Raw genomic sequence first — 17,067 nt, 5'->3', positions numbered from 1 at the left:
TGATTAATTCAATCCTGTTAAAAAAGTCATGGTATCTACATCATCCGCATAGTCCCAAAGCTCAGGTCGCTGAGCTTGGCCAAATGGAATGAAGTCTTTACCCACAATGCATTGAATTTTCTCCTTTTTTGAATCCAGGATGGTTTGCAGCTTATCTATTGAATCATACTCCTGATGAAATAACACACTTATCGGTGAAACCAATTCATCTGTAGAGTTGACTAAAAGAAAGCCGGTATCAAGGTGAGGCGTCTGGTTAACCAGGTAAATAGATTTGTAGTAATCGTAGTTGTTCCGATATTTATTATGATTTCCCACTTCCTTGTACTTTTCGAAACTTGGAAATGCGTCGCGAAAATCATAGCCTTTAGGTGTGAAAACCTTAGATACGTTTCTACAACCAAGCCCGAAATAGGAAAAGATGTCTTCACCTAGTGCTTCCAGCTCTTCATTGCTTTCATTCCCATTTAGTATGGCTATAGAAGTTCTGTTTTTCCGAATGATACTTGGGATATCTTTGAAATAGTATTCGAAATACCTGGCCGTATTGTCACTTCCTGTTGCAATAACCGCATCAATATTTGTCAGCTTTTCACGAAGCTCGATATTCTTTTTGAAGCGCGGCTCGATTTCAATAAGCCATTCAACGAGTTTTCGCGTGAGAAATTGGTCATCACTGCTTGGCTTGATTGCCGCAAAGTGTCCAGAAATGAGGACTGATAGCAGGTCATGAAAACCAACCAGAGGAATGTTTCCGGCCATAACTATTCCGATAACCTTTGGATCAACGTTCTCGAGAACATACTTTTCTGTCCAATGCTCAAGCTTCTCTTTTTCAAGCATGTAGGAGATTCCATGCAAGGCATTTTTCACACTTTCAAGTGAGAACCAGCCGTTTTTTTGTTTGGCTTGATTGGCCAAATTTTCGATTTCTTGATCGGAAAGTTGGGCGATTTTATTGCCTAACTCGGAAAATGCATTGATTTTTTCACTTTTATCCATAAAAAAGTTAAATAAGTCGACTTGGTCAATTGGGCTGCAAACTTATTGGGATTAATTTTGTTCACTCATTTGAACACGATAAAAAAGCGTTTTTTCTATGGCAATTATTATCACCGATGAATGCATCAACTGTGGTGCATGTGAACCTGAGTGTCCTAATACCGCAATCTATGAAGGTGGTGTAGAGTGGAAATGGGCCGATGGCACTGACCTGAAGGACATTGAAATGGAAGATGGATCCAAGGTTGATGCCAAAGAAATCCAAGAGCCGGTTTCGGATGAGTTCTACTACATCGTGCCAGGAAAATGCACAGAGTGTACTGGATTTCATGAAGAACCACAGTGTGCGGCTGTTTGTCCGGTGGATTGCTGCGTGCCTGATCCTGACTATGTAGAGACAGAAGAGGAGCTCTCTGCTAAGAAGGAGTGGCTACATCTCTAGCTACCTCATTTTCTTACGCTTGATTAGATAAGCGCCCAAAACCTTATCAAACGATTCGCTGGTATTGATTGGAACGAAATCTACTTTCATCATCCCACACTTGATTTTTAGATTCTGATAGAAATTTGCCATCTCTTTCCGATAGATGTCTTTCACATCATGCGGATTGACTTTTACCGTTTCTTTTGTTTCTAAGTCAATAAACTTATGGGGACGATCCTCAAAATCAAATTGGAGTTCGCTTGAATAATCAGATACATGAAAGAGGATGACTTCATGCTTGTTGTGTTTCAAATGCTGAAGTGCGTTGAGTAAATCCTCCTCGTTGTTGTTTTGAAACATATCTGAGAATATGACTACCAATGATCTTTTATGAATTTTATCCGCCATTTCATGTAGCACGGAACTGATATCGGTTTTAGTTTCAGGCGTAGTTCGTTCCAATTCAGAAAGCTTCGAGAGAATAGTATTGAGGTGAGCTTTGGTGCTTCTTAGATCAGTTTCATCCTCTATTTTATCAGAAAACACAGATAAACCAACCACATCACGCTGTTTGGTAAGCAAGTAAGAAAGTGCCGATGCAGCAAATACAGAGAACTTCAACTTATCCTTTCCAGGTAATGGATAATGCATGGAAGCTGAGTTGTCTACCAAAATACGGCATCTCAGATTGGTTTCTTCTTCATACTGCTTTGTATAGAGTCTATCCGTTCTGGAATATACCTTCCAGTCAATATGCCGCGTGCTTTCTCCGTGATTGTAAAGTTTATGCTCAGCGAATTCTACAGAAAAACCGTGATAAGGAGACTTATGAAGACCTGTAATAAAGCCATCTACCAGCTGCTTTGCGATTAAGCCTAGGTTATCATATTGATTAATTTCTGAAATGTTTGTGGTCATAATTGGATAATCAAGAGCTAATCATATGTTGATTTTGCAGATAAAAAAGATAATGCCGTATATTTAGCCCGATTTTAGCAAAAAACTAACACCTAACACAAATTTTTAAGCAAGTGGAAGATAATAACGAAAAAGGAAGAGACGAGATCTATTCAGAGAGAGTAAAGGCGGGAAAGCGTACGTACTTTTTTGATGTGAAAGCGACACGGTCAAACGATTATTACCTAACAATTACAGAAAGCAAAAGAAAGCCAAAGGACGACGGTTTTTTCTACGAAAAGCATAAGATTTTCTTGTACAAAGAAGATTTTAACAAATTTGTAGATGCACTTAATTCCACTGTGAATCACGTGAAGGAAGAATTAATGCCAGAAGTTGATTTTACTCAATTCGATAGAGACAATGAGGAGAGACAGGCTGCGGTGAATGCGGAAGTTTCTGATTCAGATTCTGATCTAAAATGGGATTAATAAGATATATTTAAGACAACTTTTTTAGTAAGTATGAAGAGAGAGGCTCTCAGGGAAATTTCCTGAGGGCTTTTTTATTTTATCAACTAGTTTTGCGCCGCGAAAGTCGAACACTTTCATAATCAAAAATATTTCTCCTATGGGATTACAATGTGGAATTGTCGGATTGCCGAACGTAGGTAAATCCACTCTTTTTAATGCACTTTCTAACGCAAAGGCAGAAGCTGCTAATTTTCCTTTTTGCACCATCGAACCAAATGTGGGCGTAATTACAGTGCCTGATGAACGATTACAAATTCTTTCTGACCTTGTTAATCCGAAGAAAGTACTCCCAACGGTTATGGAATTTGTGGATATAGCAGGCTTGGTAAAAGGAGCAAGTAAAGGTGAGGGTCTTGGGAATCAGTTCTTAGCCAACATTCGAGAAGTAGATGCCATTATTCATGTGATTCGATGTTTTGATAACGATAATATCGTGCACGTATCAGGCAAAGTAGATCCAATAGAGGATAAAGAGGTGATTGATACTGAGCTTCAGTTGAAGGATTTAGAATCTGTAGATAAGCGTATTCAGCGCGTGGAGAAAATTGCAAAGTCCGGAGATAAGGAAGCAAAAGCTGAACATGATGTGTTGTTGAAATTCAAGACTCACCTTGAAAGTGGACAGAATGCCCGTTCACTCGAAATGGAGAAAGAGCAAAGATCATGGATTAGAACACTTCAGCTCTTGACAGATAAGCCAATTATATATGTGGCAAATGTGGATGAAGAATCTATCAACTCAGGCAATGAGTGGAGCAAAACGCTTGCCGATAATATAGAAAATGAGGATGCTCAAATAATTCTTGTTTCTGCTGGTCTTGAAGAGCAAATAGCAGAATTTGAAGACCCTGAAGAAAAGCAAATGTTTTTGGAGGAATACGGTTTGAAAGAATCAGGATTGAATCGTTTAATAAAAGCTTCTTATTCACTTTTAGATTTGATCACCTATTTCACAGCCGGTGAAACAGAAGTTCGCGCCTGGACAATTAAAAAAGGATGGAAGGCACCTCAAGCAGCTGGTGTCATACACACTGATTTTGAAAAAGGTTTTATCAAAGCTGAGGTGATTAAGATTCCGGATTATCAGGAATACAAATCGGAAGCTGGATGTAGGGAAGCAGGTAAACTAGCGATTGAAGGTAAGGAATATGTAGTGAAAGATGGAGACGTCATGCACTTCAGATTCAATGTCTGATCAAGGCTCAATGGATATGAATCTCTTGTAGCCGACTAATTCATCATTGACATTTCCGGGCTTTCGGTAATACACCAAAATTTCATATTGGTTCTCAGTTTGAAAGTGACTCCCTTCAAAGTAATAGGCAGGTAGGTCATTGCTTTCGACAAAATACAGAAATTCATAATAGCCTTGCTTGAGAGGAATGTTGGTTTCATACCTACTTACGCCGTTATTGGTTGTGAATTGCATCCGATTAAGATCGTTGAGCTGCCAGTCGTTAAATTGTCCCCAGACATAAACATTTCCGTTGATTTGGTCTGACTTTAAGCTGAATTTCACATTGGCATAATCAGCATTTAGAAAATCCTCACCAGGGTCTGTATTTTGTATTAGAAAGTTTCCGTTGATGTCTTGAAAGTTTTGGATATAAGTAAGGTCACCCCTAGATCCAGCCAATTTGAGAGGAGCTATGATCTGAGAACCTGTATTTGTAATCCGCCCCACATTCCTTCCGGACACATTCAATGTTCTCAAATCGGCAAATCGAAATTCATTCCATCCATAAAAGTTCGTCTTGAGGTCAAGGTGACGAAACTCAAGGTAGCCATCATTGGCTCGTATCAGTGTTGGCGGAGTATCTGTAATAGCAGTATTCCAATTATTATTTTGTAGTAAAACAGTATTGATGTCACGAGTAGGAGTATTTACGAGTAGGTTCCCATAGTTTATGCCGTATTCTATTTGCTGATTCTTGTCTCGCTGACTAACCGTAGTGCTAACTCGAACCGTGTGATCTATTGACACCTTGCTATCAATAACCATGAATTTGCGCGAAAGTAGTATGTCATCCGGGTTGGCCCTTCTATAAACCACCAGCAGGTAATTACCGGATAACTTCGGTTTGTCTATTTGAAATGTGTAGTTGATGTAGGGCTGTACTGTATTAACACTATAATTAAAATCAGTAATACGGTAATTATTAATCTGGTTTAAGAACTCCATATCTCTCAATACAGATTTACTCCAGCCTCTATTGCAGTGAATAATTCGGGCACTCAGGTTTTCAAATTGATCAGATAATAGGTCAAATGACAGCATGAGTTGAGCAGCTTCATTAAGACCAACTATGGGATTTTCCAGCTCCTTAACTTGTCCATTTTCTATAGGTAAGATTTTAGCAAACCCTATTATATCTTCATAATCATGATTATCAAAAACAATTTGCTTACTTACTGTCGATTGTTGGGGGACAAGAGGTTCACAATGGACTAATAAAAGAGCTATTGTAATTATCGCTAGGTTCTTCATAACTTTAGAGGTACGAAAGCCCAAATTAGATATTACAACTATAATATTCACCCCTGGGTCTATTAAATACCAGCATGAATGTCGGTAACTGAAGAGAAATTGATTAAAGGCTGCCAGAAAGGCAAAAAAGAGTTCCAGCAGGCACTCTATGATAAATACTGTGATGGTATGTATCTGGTAGCTTTGAGATATTCCAAAATGCAACAAGAAGCTGAGGATATCATTCAGGAGGCTTTCATTAAGGTCTTTAAGAATATCAAAAATTTCAGAAAAGACTCATCGCTGGCGTATTGGATAAAGCGAATAGTTGTAAACACTGCACTAAATCATCAAAGAAGCAAGCTTTATTTATATCCGATGGTGGATGTAAATGATCTTGATGACTGGAGTGAAAAAGAGTCAGTGGTATCGGCGTTGGGATACGAAGAGTTGTTGGGATTAATCCAAGAGCTGCCTACCGGATGTCAGGTTATATTCAACTTATTTGCTATAGAAGGTTATAAACATCATGAAATAGCTAAGAAGCTGCAGATAAGTGAAGGAACTTCCAAGTCTCAGTATTCAAGAGCAAAAACGTTATTGGCAGAAAAGGTCATGCAGAGAGATAAGATACGATATGGGTCCGGGGAAATTTGAAAATAATATCCGGGATAAGTTTGAAGGACAAACACGTAAGGCACCAAACAGCATTTGGACGAATATTGAAAATGAGTTGAATGCTGAATTGGTTTCGATGTATGCATCGCAACACATGATGTATAAGTGGGTCTCTGTTGCCGCCGTTTTTATAGCAGTATTGCTCTTGGGAGTTATTTATTCCCCATCATTTATTGAGACTACTCAGGAAGAATCCGTATCATATAATGCGTTTTTATCCAATGATATCGATTACAATAATTATTATTCATCCTACATTACCGGACATCCCTCACTAGACCTGACCTTTGAGAAAATAGAATCAAAACCGTCGCAATCGGAGACCACTGTTTTGGTAGTTGAAGATTTTCAGCCGCAAGCTTCTTTCGAATTGAAAGGTGTGGAACGTAGAAAACCGGAACTTTATGCTGCTGTAGCTTCACAGGATATTTACCGATACTATCAGGTTGGATCAGGGCTATCGGTAAAAAGGCAGGAGTCTGAGCAAGCTACGAAAGTTTGGGCCGGGGTAGAGGCAGGAGCAGGAACCTTTAATTCAAATTTTAATGGGTCAAGTGCTGTAGCTAATTCGCTAAATCCTAGCGCCTTAGCATCTGCTATAGGCTCAGGAAGTTTTGTTAATCCTACAACCAATATCACCGAAGATATGAATCAGGGTATAGCTACCACCATTGGCGTAGATTTTGGAGTTCAGTTGGGCAAAAAATGGACACTTGAAAGTGGACTTGCCTATACTAGTATGGATAATAGCGGTACAGCTTCCATTAATGTTTTAGACATATATACTGTAGACAATACCGAATTTATTGATAACTCTAGTGGTATTGATGGGGAAACTCCATCATTATCATCGAGGGAAGCTACGGTTGAGGTTCGTGAGAATTATGACCATGAAGTGGAATTGAACAATAACATACAAGTAGCCTCAATTCCATTGAAGGCAGGATATTTTGTTGTAAACAAGAAATTTAGTTTAAGGTTGAATGCGGGGCTATCTGCCAATTATTTAGTTGATGGAAGCCTTTCAGATCCCTCTAAACAAATTTTGAACAGTGATTTAGGTATTTATAATGACTGGTCTTTTGACGGTGTAGGTGGGCTAGAGCTTGGCTATTCCATATTCAATAAATTCGACTTTACCATCGAACCTAACTACCGACATTCCATTACGCCAATCAGTAATGCGATTAACTCACCATCGAGATTTGTGCTTCAAACTGGCTTAAGGTATACAATTAAGTAGCCACCCATCCTTGAAAAGTTCTATTTCGCATAAAAGATGTAACCATCTATCACAAAAGGAGTATTCATTTTTACAACGCGGAACATAAACTGCTCGTCAACTAACTCTACTCCATGCAACTTAAAAGGATTGTCTATGCCTTTTCTTTTCTGATCTTTTTTTGTGGTTCTTCTCAAGAAAATTCATTTCAGACAAAGGCGTATACCACGGACAGGATTAATAGTGAGATTCAAATAGATGGTAAACTTGACGATGATGCCTGGAATCAAGTTGAATGGGGTGGTGACTTTGTAGGTCATATGCCTGACTTCAACGTTGAGCCCTTTCAGCAGACTCAATTCAAAATTCTTTATGATGCCAAATTTCTGTATGTCGGGATCAGAGCTTTTGATACGGAGCCTGAAAAAATTGTCAAACGAATGTCTAGACGAGATGGGTTTGATGGTGATTTCGTAGAAATTAACATTGATAGCTACGGAGATAAAAGAACGGCTTTTTCTTTCTCCGCATCAGTTTCAGGTGTAAAAGGTGATGAGTATGTTTCCAATAATGGAGATAATTGGGATAGTACCTGGGATCCGATATGGTATTTGAGAACAAGCATTGATGATCAAGGCTGGATTGCCGAATTCAAAATTCCTCTTTCACAACTCAGATTTGCAAACAAAGAAAACCACACTTGGGGGATTCAATTCACAAGAAGAATATTTAGAACCGAAGAACGGTCTACATGGCAGCCCGTAGATCCCAATGCTCCTGGCTGGGTTCACTTATTTGGAGAGTTGAATGGGTTAAAAGGTATAAAACCTCAGAAGCAGCTAGAGATTCAACCATATGTATTAGCATCCTATGAAAAATACCCAAAAGAAGAAGAAAACCCATTTAGGGATTCAGGCGAAGAAATGAAAGGAAATTTTGGGTTGGACGCCAAAATTGGTCTCACCTCAGACATTACTTTGGACCTTACAGTCAATCCGGATTTTGGTCAAGTGGATGCCGACCCTTCGGCGGTGAATTTATCAGCTTTCCAACTATTTTTTCAGGAGCGTAGACCGTTCTTTCTGGAGGGCAGCAGCCTTCTAACGTTTGGGACAAGTGGAGGACCAAACAATCTATTTTATTCACGGAGGATAGGAGGCAGGCCTGTTGGTAGATTACCGGACGATGTATCATATTCAGATTTTCCCAGACAAACACAGATTCTCGGTGCAGCCAAACTTACCGGAAAGAATGCCAAGGGGTTCTCGTGGGGAGTATTAGAATCCTTTACCAACAAGGAGGTAATTGATGTAGTTGACACTGCAGGTGTGAGAAGACAGGAGCAGGTTGAGCCGTACACCAATTACCTTGTCGGAAGGGTGCAGCAAGATTTTGATGGGGGAAAAACAGTTGTTGGCGCGATGATAACCAATATGAACCGCATCGATAATGAAGGATATAACTTGCGAATTGCTCATAACAATGCGCAAAGTGCCGGTGTAGATATCAATCATAACTTCAGAGATAGAAAGTATGGTTTTGAGGCTCGATTTGCGATGAGCAGGGTAGAGGGATCTCAAGAAGCTTTATATCGTACGCAGACTTCATCGGTCAGATTCTTTCAGCGTCCTAACAATAGTTATCAGGAAGTGGACTCAGCCAGAACTCAACTGATAGGCTCAGCTGCATCGATTTCATTCGGAAAAAGAAGTGGAAATTTTCGATGGACAGCTGGCTCAAATTATCGATCGCCCGGATTAGCTCTTAATGACATAGGATTCCTGCGTGTAACCGATAATATTAACAACTGGTTGTGGGCTTCCTATCGTGTGAATAAAGTAACTAACCTGTTCAGATCTCAACGATACAATATGTATATGGAGCAAAACATGGACTTTGGTAGAGTAACTACCGGCAAAGGGATGAATATGAACATGAACCTGGAGTTCAACAACTATTGGGGATTTGGCCAAGGTGTTTGGATTGGAGGTAGAAGAGTTTCCAATGCAGACCTTCGTGGAGGACCATCCATTACCTACCCGGGAAATGTTAACTACTGGTATTGGATCGGATCTAACAGTAGAAAAAAAGTACGAGTTTCACTGAATAACTGGTTCAACTGGGGGCGAAACAATTCACGAAAAAGCTCAGGAGTGTCTCTGAATGTAAATATTCGTCCGCTTGATGCAATGCAGGTATCCTTTTCTCCAAGCATCAACTGGAATCGTGATGAACTTCAATACATTTCACAAGCAGAATTCAATAGTGATGATCGATACGTTCTAGGCAGAGTGGAACAAAGAACATACAGCATGTCCATGCGGATGAACTACAATGTTACGCCGAATCTCACCCTGGAATTTTGGGGACAACCCTTCATTGCCAGTGGCCAGTATAGTCAATTCAAACGCGTTCATGAGCCAAATGCAGAAGACTACAGTCAGCGATTTAAGCTCTATGAAAATAATGAAATCGTCTTCAATGAAAATGATGATCGGTATGAAGTATATGAGTCAAATGAGAACTCAGAAGATTACGGCTTTGACAATCCAGACTTCAATATTGTTCAGTTTAGGTCAAACTTTGTAATGAGGTGGGAGTACATCCCAGGGTCCACACTATTCCTGGCGTGGGCGAATAGCGGTTCATACTTTGACAATTCAAGACAAAACGATTTCAGCGATCTGTCTTCTAAATTGTCCGGACTTACTGCTACCAACACCTTCCTGATTAAATACACCTATCGATTTATTTTGTAACCAATCTTCCTACTAACTTTGGGCTAAATTCAAATTTTGAAATATGTCTAAAGTAGTAATTATTGGGGCTGGTGGAGTAGGCAGAGTGACGGCATTTAAATGCGCCCAAAATACAGATGTTTTCTCAGATATTGTGTTGGCATCTCGCACACAATCCAAATGTGAGGATATCGCAAAGGATATTAAATCCCAGCTTGGAGTATCCATTAAAACTGATCAGGTAGATGCAGATCATGTGGATCAGATTGTGGCACTATTCAAAAAGCACGACCCTAAGCTTGTCATCAATGTAGCATTACCCTATCAGGATCTTACTATCATGGATGCTTGTCTGGAGGCAGGTGTAAACTACCTGGACACTGCTAATTACGAACCTCCCGAGGAAGCAAAGTTTGAGTACAAATGGCAATGGGCATATCAGGAGCGTTTCAAAGAAGCGGGCCTTACTGCCGTACTGGGTTGTGGGTTCGATCCGGGTGTAACTGGCGTTTTCACATCCAGAGCAGCCAAACATTTCTTCGATGAGATTCATTATTTAGACATTGTAGATTGCAATGCTGGTGACCATGGGAAAGCATTTGCAACCAACTTTAATCCGGAAATTAATATTCGGGAAATCACGCAAAAAGGAAAGTATTGGGAAGATGGAAAGTGGGTTGAAACCAATCCATTCGAGTTTAGAAAAAACCTAGATTATCCGAATATTGGAAAAAGACCATCCTATCTTCTCTACCATGAAGAACTAGAGTCTCTGGTTAAGAACTATCCAACCATTAAAAGAGCTCGATTCTGGATGACGTTTGGCGATGAATACCTTACACACCTGAGAGTTATTCAAAACATTGGAATGGCTTCCATTGAACCGGTGAATTACGAGGGAAAAGAAATTGTGCCACTACAGTTTTTAAAAGCCGTATTACCCAATCCTGGGGACTTAGGTGAAAACTATGAAGGAGAAACTTCCATAGGATGCAGAATCAAAGGCTTGAAAGATGGTAAAGAAAAAACCTATTACATCTGGAATAATTGCAGCCATAAGGCAGCATATGATGAGACCGGAGCCCAAGGTGTTTCTTACACAACAGGCGTTCCTGCGATGACCGGAGCATATATGATGCTCACAGGTAAGTGGACAGGTGCTGGAGTATTCAATGTTGAAGAATTTGACTCAGATCCATTTCTGGAAAAACTGGCAACATCTGGATTGCCTTGGCATGAAGAGCATGATTTAGACTTAGGAATGGACGGATGATGGTGAATATTGAAAAAGTACCGGAATTCTATAGAGGATATATAAAATCTGCCGGAAGCGGTGAGTTAGTGCCTCTACTCTTAAAATCTGGTGATGATTTTATCACTTTTTGTAGAAGGCTGACAGAGCAACAAGGTTTATATAAATACGCTCCTGATAAGTGGAGTATCAAGGATATCATACTCCATCTTATTGACTCAGAAAGGGTATTTGCATATCGAGCCATACGATTTGCAAGAAATGACAAAACCGAGCTTTCTGGTTTTGATCAAAATGCGTATGTACCTGAAGCAAACGCAGATGAGCGCACCATCCATAATTTGCTATCAGAGTTTACCAATGTAAGGGCCGCTACTGTGGATATGTTCACTTCATTCAACGAAGAGATGCGTCAGCGATCAGGAGTAGCCAGTGGAGTGGAGATGACAGTAGAGATGCTGGGTTACATTATATCTGGTCACCTGATTCATCATATGAACATTATTCACGAACGATATTCCAAGTGAAAATTCCGTCACCCTGTTTTGTATTAAACGAAAGTAAACTCATTCAAAACCTTCAATTGATTGATTCTGTTCAGAAGCGTGCTGAAATAGAAATAATCCTGGCGTTCAAAGGTTTTGCTATGTGGAGTGCTTTTCCTAATGTAAAACAGTACGTGAAAGGTGCAACCGCAAGCTCATTAAACGAGGTAAAACTGTGTAATGAAGAAATGGAAGTGAAATCCCATACTTACTGCGTGGCATATGCAGCGGACGAATTTGATGATATTGTAGCTCAATCTTCACACATTACTTTCAATTCTTTGAACCAATACCATCAGTTTATTGATCAGGTTCCTGAAAATGTGAGTGTTGGACTTAGAGTTAACCCTGAATGGTCGGATGTAGAAACAGATCTGTACAACCCATCTAGTCCGGTTTCCAGATTAGGCATTTCCAGTAAGGATCTTGCACGTCTTCCTGCCAGGGTAGAAGGGTTACATTTCCATGTGTTGTGCGAGTCCGATTCTTATGCTTTGGAGAATGTGCTTAATTCTTTCGAAAAAAAGTTCGGGCACCTTTTACATCAAATCCATTGGGTGAATATGGGCGGAGGTCACTTGATGACTCGAGAAGGATATGATACAGATCATTTGGTTCAGCTACTTTCCAATTTCAGGGAGAAGCACGATGTACATTTGATTTTGGAGCCGGGTAGTGCTTTTGCATGGCAGACAGGAGACTTACACACCACTGTGCTAGATATTGTAGATAATGGAGGTAAGAAAACAGCCATTTTTGACGGCTCCTTTACCTGCCACATGCCTGATTGCTTGGAGATGCCTTATCGACCTAAACTAGCCCATGGGTCAGACGAAAAAGTAGAAGGCTGGCATGCATATCGATTGGGTGGAGTGAGCTGCTTAGCAGGTGATTTTCTGGATGACTTCTGGTTCGAAGAACCACTCAAGGCCGGAGATTCTATCGTTTTCAAGGATATGATTCACTACACCATGGTGAAAACAAGCACTTTTAACGGTGTGAAGCATCCTTCAATTGGGATCATTAGAAAAGATGGAGCTTTTGATTTAGTGAGAGAATTCGGATACAAAGACTTCAAAAATCGACTTTCTTAATTGCCAATCTTGGGTTCAAGATCCCCACGCATGAAGAGATTATATTCTTCGCACGATAAGTAACCTTCTCCTAACGAGTAAGGACATGTTTTGTAAACCTCATCAAAGAGACCTGCATGAACAACTACTCCAGAACCGTGGCATACCGGGCAAAGCATTTTCTCTAATCCACCACAGTCATATTCAGCATCTTCCAGATCTCTAGCAAACTGCTCAGATTGTGAGCGCTGTATCCTCAAATACTCATCTTCTGCATATTGCAAAAACTGAATTGCAGGTTCGTAGTACTTTCCTTTTGTTCCTCTCAGTTGAATGTATTTATTCAACCAGTTGATGCTTTGCTTATATTTCTTAACGTGATAACTATTTCTCCCGAAGAAATAAGCCATTTCTGATGGCAGCTTTTCCATATTCTGAAGTACAAATTGGAATAAGACCTGCGCACTGTCATACTTGCCAAGTGCCATCAACTCTGTGCCTTGTTCCATCTTCTTTATTAATTCATTTTCACGGACAATCTGGCCATAGGTGGAAAGTGTGGAAATAAATAAGAGGCAAAAGAGTAATTTCTTCAAATTATTAATGTTAATGGAGATCGGGCACTTGAATGCAGCTAGATTAACAACCGGAAAATTAAAATGGTTTGTCGGTCTTCTCACTTCTTACAGCAAAAGATTAACCAATTTTATGATGAGAAGGAATCTTTTAGCAGTTTTGACAATATTTTGTCAGGTTATCGTTCTCGGAGAAGAGAAATTAAATTATGAAAAAGGTCTTCTTAATCATTTTCGCAATATGCATATCAGGAGTAATTCTGGGTCAGAATACGCGTAGTACAGAGACACCCAAACCTCCACGCCCGCAGTATCAGGCTGTAAAAAAGGAGAAAAAAAGTCTGTTTGCATTCCTAAAAAAGAAAGAGAAGACGAGCCCATTCTATTCGACCAAAGAAGAAGAAGTTGCTGCCTTTCGAAAAAAGATGAAGACTGTTTATAAGAAAAAGGCAAAAGAAGAAAAGCTTGCAAAGAAGCCTGAGTATTCAGATCCTTCCTACTTCGGTCACAAAAAACCACCTAAGAAGCGTCCACCAGGAAAGCAGAAATTCTGTAAGGTGTGTAAGATGAAACACTAAGAAAAATGTTGTTTTGAAACGGCGTATTAAGCACTTACTTGATAAATCATCTGCGCCCGCATCCTTAAATTGAAGTGGCTGAGAATGGCTCTTCGAATAGATTGTTTCAAGAATGTATGATTAACCCCACCCTCTGATACCGCATACTTGATGATCGGACGCTGAAGGTCTTTGACAAAAGATAGCTTCTCAATCCATCGAGCATACATTTTTTTCCAATCTGCATCATATGCTTCCATGTGTGATCGTCCGTCCCACATAATCTCTAGCTGATTATCCGCATGATTGTGACGATATATGGCGGCAAGAATGTCGTAGTTGTCTTCCAGTAGTTCTTTACCGAAAGAGATTTTCTTTTTCAGCTCAATGATGAAGTCATCTTCAAGCCCCATTGGGTTGTGCTGTGTATTGTAAGCATCCAGAATTTGCTGGAGCCACTGATCTAATAAGATTTCTTTTGAAAATGCTTGAACGGATTTGAGCAAGTAGTTCTTATCCTGCTGGAAGTATTTTTCTTCGATAAGCACGGTGCAAAGCTACAGAATAATGAGGTTTTTGTACGACTTCAGTCAGATTGATTTTTTAGTAAACATGTATCGATAGGGCACAAAAAAAAGGGTAGCTCTCGCTACCCTTTCGATTTTTTATGTATCAATCTTTATTCTAGTTCGAAAAGCCAATCTCCGTTGACAGAAGAAGTCCTTCCAGCTCCAGATATTATAAATTCTAAATCCAAAGACGAAGAATCATCGCTTGAGGTAACAGATATTTCTACACCATCATCTCTAACCAACACACCTACATTCGAGGCACTTTTGAATTTCCACGTACCTCCACTTGGATTCCAAACGTCCTCAAGCCCACTAGGAACATTTGTGACAGTGTAATCACCACCCCAAATACCGTCAGAGCCTTCAGAAGTACCAGAAATCCTTAATGTGAAATTATCCCATCCACTAGTTGATCCGTCAGGATCCCGAACGGATGATACACTCCAGTTGGATGAAATTTTCCCAGCTTGAGTTTCACCTTTACTAGGAGCCGGATCAGAACCACCACCGCCGCACGACATAAATATAACTAAGGAAGCAAAAACTAAGGCAGCAAGTAAGTTTGATAATCTTTTCATGTGTTAAATAATTAAAATCTAAATTTTGTCTAATTAGATATAAGTTCAATTCAAAAGTAGAACTTTTTCACTTTTATTACCTACTTAACAGGAAAAACCAGACGAAATTATTCGCTGACTACCTTTTTTTTTAAAGATTAAGCTGTTTTTTACAGCTTTTTATTTCCTCCTGATCATTGGAAGCAATTATAATCAGCTTATTTTTAATCCTGTCCAGTTGATTTTGCCACCACTGAAAACCTTCATCGTCTAGGTTGGAAGTAGGCTCATCCATGAAAATCGCATCGTTTTCAAAGAAAAAAGCCGTAATAAGCTTGGTACGCTGCTTCATACCTGTGGAAAAATCTCCAATCAGTTTATCAAGCGGTAGAGATGCTGAGTCAGCCATTTCCTCGATGCTACACAGTGGAGATTTAAACTTCCGATGGAAACGAAGAAACTCTGCCAAAGTAAATTCTTCAATCACCTCCGTGTACGGCCCGATGAAAGCGGCTTGATGTTTTTGTTCATCTACCTTTTCTTCATCCGCATACATGACACCCTGACTTGGCGTTAAGTATCCTGCAATGATTTGAAGAAGCGTAGACTTACCAGCTCCGTTTTTCCCGGTAATGACAGTGGCTTTACCCGACTTTATTTCAAAGTTTTGATGTCTGAATATCCAGGTTTTGCCAAATTTCTTTCCGATATCTTCTCCTCTAATGATCATCTTCAGTCTTTGAAAAGTGCTTTTGGAGCACATAAGTAATGCTTGGTCACGATCTTGCTCATCGCTTTAATGTTGGGCAGATCCGAAGCTTCTGCTACATCCACCACATCGCCATGTTTGCGTAGAATCTTGATTGACTGACCAGATGCGATGTAAGCAGAATTACTCACTGAGCCCGTCTTTGTAAAGTAACCCGCTTCATGCTCAGAGACGTTATACAGTTTCATCACTTTCTGAATCAAATCGTCCGTTACGATGCGACCGATTGGGTCATTGGAAAACGAAATACCCAGGAGCTTACGGTCCAGAAGCATATCGCTCAACGAACGAAGTACAATGTCCTCATGGTCTCGCCAAAATTTAATCGAACCCCAGATGTCATTGTCATCCAGTATGGAGTATACCTCCAGGATATCAGGATCATCTTCAAAGTCAGCTTTGGTAATGTGCTGCTCCAGAAAGATTCGAAGAGCAGGAGTGGCCATCACCTGAACTCCTTGCTGCGTCAGTTCTTTTGCTCGCTTGATAAGCTCAATCAGCATTACTTCTGCACTCACGGCTGTTTTATGCAGGTACACTTGCCAATACATCAGTCGTCTGGCGCTTAGAAAGTTTTCGATACTGTAAATTCCCTTTTCCTCAACGACCAGGTGCTCGCTGGAAACATTCAGCATCTTGATAATGCGCTCTGAGCCAATTGAGCCTTCATATACTCCGGTAAAGAATGAATCCCTTTTCAGATAATCGAGGCGGTCGATATCTAGCTGGCTAGACACCAACTGATGAAAGAAAGGACGATGGTATTCATCCTTAAAAATTTTAATCGTTAAGTCAAGCGCTCCATCGAATTCTTTATTCAAGCGCTCCATCATCCAGATGCCGACTTGCTCATGGTGGACATGCTTAAACAGGGAAAATTCCAATGTATGTGAAAAAGGCCCGTGTCCTACATCGTGCAACAAAATCGCCAGCATGCTTGCTTGTCGCTCATCATCGGAGATTTCAATGCCTTTGTCTTGCAGCGCGTTCAGAGCTCTTCGCATAAGATCCATGGCGCCAAGCGCGTGGTGGAAACGGGTATGGAGTGCACCCGGATATACAAGGTCGGTCAACCCAAGCTGCTTGATTCTTCTCAGCCGCTGAAAATAACGATGCTCAATGATGTCAAAAATGAGATCGTTCGGTATATTGATGAATCCGTAAACCGGATCATTTAGAATTTTCTTTTTGTTCAACAGCGTTTGT

At 40.1% G+C, this 17,067-nt stretch carries 18 protein-coding genes; 10 read left to right on the top strand and 8 right to left on the bottom strand.

Annotated features, from left to right (window positions below):
* Positions 1-3: 3 nt before the first annotated feature.
* Entirely contained in the window at positions 4-1,002 is a 999-nt protein-coding gene (locus tag ACL8WY_RS04015) for an acyl-CoA reductase (protein WP_436517132.1), read from the bottom strand.
* A gap of 97 nt (positions 1,003-1,099) precedes the next feature.
* On the opposite strand from ACL8WY_RS04015, the gene ACL8WY_RS04010 reads away from it, so the two are divergent.
* Positions 1,100-1,444: a 4Fe-4S dicluster domain-containing protein gene (locus ACL8WY_RS04010; RefSeq protein ID WP_436517131.1), complete on the top strand. Its 345-nt coding sequence runs from the start codon at positions 1,100-1,102 to the stop codon at positions 1,442-1,444.
* On the opposite strand, the gene ACL8WY_RS04005 is transcribed toward ACL8WY_RS04010, so the two are convergent.
* Positions 1,445-2,344: a DUF58 domain-containing protein gene (locus ACL8WY_RS04005; protein ID WP_436517130.1), complete on the bottom strand. Its 900-nt coding sequence runs from the start codon at positions 2,342-2,344 to the stop codon at positions 1,445-1,447.
* Between the two features lie 113 nt (positions 2,345-2,457).
* On the opposite strand from ACL8WY_RS04005, the gene ACL8WY_RS04000 reads away from it, so the two are divergent.
* The gene (locus tag ACL8WY_RS04000; protein ID WP_436517129.1) at positions 2,458-2,814 is read left to right on the top strand and encodes a DUF3276 family protein; all 357 of its coding nucleotides are present in this window, start codon (positions 2,458-2,460) and stop codon (positions 2,812-2,814) included.
* 139 nt (positions 2,815-2,953) lie between these two features.
* Positions 2,954-4,051, top strand: coding sequence for a redox-regulated ATPase YchF (gene ychF / locus ACL8WY_RS03995; RefSeq protein ID WP_436517128.1), 1,098 nt, complete (start codon positions 2,954-2,956; stop codon positions 4,049-4,051).
* Here ychF and ACL8WY_RS03990 read toward each other — a convergent pair whose 3' ends face one another.
* Positions 4,052-5,344: a type IX secretion system plug protein domain-containing protein gene (locus ACL8WY_RS03990; RefSeq protein ID WP_436517127.1), complete on the bottom strand. Its 1,293-nt coding sequence runs from the start codon at positions 5,342-5,344 to the stop codon at positions 4,052-4,054.
* 78 nt (positions 5,345-5,422) lie between these two features.
* On the opposite strand from ACL8WY_RS03990, the gene ACL8WY_RS03985 reads away from it, so the two are divergent.
* The 6 genes from ACL8WY_RS03985 (at position 5,423) to nspC (ending at position 12,852) form a co-directional block, all read left to right on the top strand.
* Entirely contained in the window at positions 5,423-5,980 is a 558-nt protein-coding gene (locus ACL8WY_RS03985; protein WP_436517126.1) for an RNA polymerase sigma factor, read from the top strand.
* Positions 5,961-7,244 (top strand): hypothetical protein, encoded by a 1,284-nt coding sequence (locus tag ACL8WY_RS03980; RefSeq protein WP_436517125.1) that lies wholly within the window; start codon positions 5,961-5,963, stop codon positions 7,242-7,244. The genes ACL8WY_RS03985 and ACL8WY_RS03980 overlap by 20 nt, the downstream gene beginning before the upstream one ends.
* Positions 7,245-7,357: 113 nt before the next feature.
* The gene (locus ACL8WY_RS03975; protein ID WP_436517124.1) at positions 7,358-9,982 is read left to right on the top strand and encodes a DUF5916 domain-containing protein; all 2,625 of its coding nucleotides are present in this window, start codon (positions 7,358-7,360) and stop codon (positions 9,980-9,982) included.
* A 43-nt stretch (positions 9,983-10,025) separates the two neighbouring features.
* Positions 10,026-11,234, top strand: coding sequence for a saccharopine dehydrogenase C-terminal domain-containing protein (locus ACL8WY_RS03970; protein WP_436517123.1), 1,209 nt, complete (start codon positions 10,026-10,028; stop codon positions 11,232-11,234).
* Positions 11,231-11,740 (top strand): DinB family protein, encoded by a 510-nt coding sequence (locus ACL8WY_RS03965; RefSeq protein WP_436517122.1) that lies wholly within the window; start codon positions 11,231-11,233, stop codon positions 11,738-11,740. The genes ACL8WY_RS03970 and ACL8WY_RS03965 overlap by 4 nt, the downstream gene beginning before the upstream one ends.
* Positions 11,737-12,852: a carboxynorspermidine decarboxylase gene (nspC, locus tag ACL8WY_RS03960; protein WP_436517121.1), complete on the top strand. Its 1,116-nt coding sequence runs from the start codon at positions 11,737-11,739 to the stop codon at positions 12,850-12,852. The genes ACL8WY_RS03965 and nspC overlap by 4 nt, the downstream gene beginning before the upstream one ends.
* Here the strand turns inward: nspC and ACL8WY_RS03955 are convergent.
* Positions 12,849-13,427 (bottom strand): hypothetical protein, encoded by a 579-nt coding sequence (locus ACL8WY_RS03955; protein ID WP_436517120.1) that lies wholly within the window; start codon positions 13,425-13,427, stop codon positions 12,849-12,851. The genes nspC and ACL8WY_RS03955 overlap by 4 nt on opposite strands.
* A 188-nt stretch (positions 13,428-13,615) precedes the next feature.
* Here ACL8WY_RS03955 and ACL8WY_RS03950 point away from each other — a divergent pair, with 188 nt between their 5' ends.
* Positions 13,616-13,984, top strand: a complete 369-nt coding sequence (locus tag ACL8WY_RS03950; protein WP_436517119.1) for a hypothetical protein — start codon at positions 13,616-13,618, stop codon at positions 13,982-13,984.
* Positions 13,985-14,010: 26 nt separating this feature from the next.
* Here the strand turns inward: ACL8WY_RS03950 and ACL8WY_RS03945 are convergent, their stop codons facing one another.
* The 4 genes from ACL8WY_RS03945 to ACL8WY_RS03930 form a co-directional block, all read right to left on the bottom strand.
* Positions 14,011-14,511 (bottom strand): hypothetical protein, encoded by a 501-nt coding sequence (locus ACL8WY_RS03945; RefSeq protein ID WP_436517118.1) that lies wholly within the window; start codon positions 14,509-14,511, stop codon positions 14,011-14,013.
* Positions 14,512-14,642: 131 nt separating this feature from the next.
* Complete coding sequence (locus tag ACL8WY_RS03940; RefSeq protein WP_436517117.1) at positions 14,643-15,113, bottom strand: hypothetical protein; 471 nt, start codon at positions 15,111-15,113, stop codon at positions 14,643-14,645.
* Positions 15,114-15,243: 130 nt separating this feature from the next.
* On the bottom strand, positions 15,244-15,822 hold the full coding sequence (locus ACL8WY_RS03935) for an ABC transporter ATP-binding protein (RefSeq protein WP_436517116.1): 579 nt from the start codon (positions 15,820-15,822) through the stop codon (positions 15,244-15,246).
* Between the two features lie 2 nt (positions 15,823-15,824).
* Complete coding sequence (locus tag ACL8WY_RS03930) at positions 15,825-17,057, bottom strand: HD domain-containing protein (protein ID WP_436517115.1); 1,233 nt, start codon at positions 17,055-17,057, stop codon at positions 15,825-15,827.
* Between the last annotated feature and the right edge of the window lie 10 nt (positions 17,058-17,067).

It is taken from the genome of Ekhidna algicida (assembly GCF_051379705.1).
Lineage (GTDB): Bacteria > Bacteroidota > Bacteroidia > Cytophagales > Cyclobacteriaceae > Ekhidna.
This window is presented reverse-complemented; position numbering and strand designations above follow the sequence as displayed.

Coding starts and splice junctions, on each gene's coding strand:
- ACL8WY_RS04015 (WP_436517132.1), bottom strand. CDS start 1,002: ATGGATAAAAGTGAAAAAATCAATGCATTTTCCGAGTTAGGCAATAAA.
- ACL8WY_RS04010 (WP_436517131.1), top strand. CDS start 1,100: ATGGCAATTATTATCACCGATGAATGCATCAACTGTGGTGCATGTGAA.
- ACL8WY_RS04005 (WP_436517130.1), bottom strand. CDS start 2,344: ATGACCACAAACATTTCAGAAATTAATCAATATGATAACCTAGGCTTA.
- ychF (WP_436517128.1), top strand. CDS start 2,954: ATGGGATTACAATGTGGAATTGTCGGATTGCCGAACGTAGGTAAATCC.
- ACL8WY_RS03990 (WP_436517127.1), bottom strand. CDS start 5,344: ATGAAGAACCTAGCGATAATTACAATAGCTCTTTTATTAGTCCATTGT.
- ACL8WY_RS03985 (WP_436517126.1), top strand. CDS start 5,423: ATGTCGGTAACTGAAGAGAAATTGATTAAAGGCTGCCAGAAAGGCAAA.
- ACL8WY_RS03980 (WP_436517125.1), top strand. CDS start 5,961: ATGGGTCCGGGGAAATTTGAAAATAATATCCGGGATAAGTTTGAAGGA.
- ACL8WY_RS03975 (WP_436517124.1), top strand. CDS start 7,358: ATGCAACTTAAAAGGATTGTCTATGCCTTTTCTTTTCTGATCTTTTTT.
- ACL8WY_RS03970 (WP_436517123.1), top strand. CDS start 10,026: ATGTCTAAAGTAGTAATTATTGGGGCTGGTGGAGTAGGCAGAGTGACG.
- ACL8WY_RS03965 (WP_436517122.1), top strand. CDS start 11,231: ATGATGGTGAATATTGAAAAAGTACCGGAATTCTATAGAGGATATATA.
- ACL8WY_RS03950 (WP_436517119.1), top strand. CDS start 13,616: ATGAAAAAGGTCTTCTTAATCATTTTCGCAATATGCATATCAGGAGTA.
- ACL8WY_RS03940 (WP_436517117.1), bottom strand. CDS start 15,113: ATGAAAAGATTATCAAACTTACTTGCTGCCTTAGTTTTTGCTTCCTTA.
- ACL8WY_RS03935 (WP_436517116.1), bottom strand. CDS start 15,822: ATGATCATTAGAGGAGAAGATATCGGAAAGAAATTTGGCAAAACCTGG.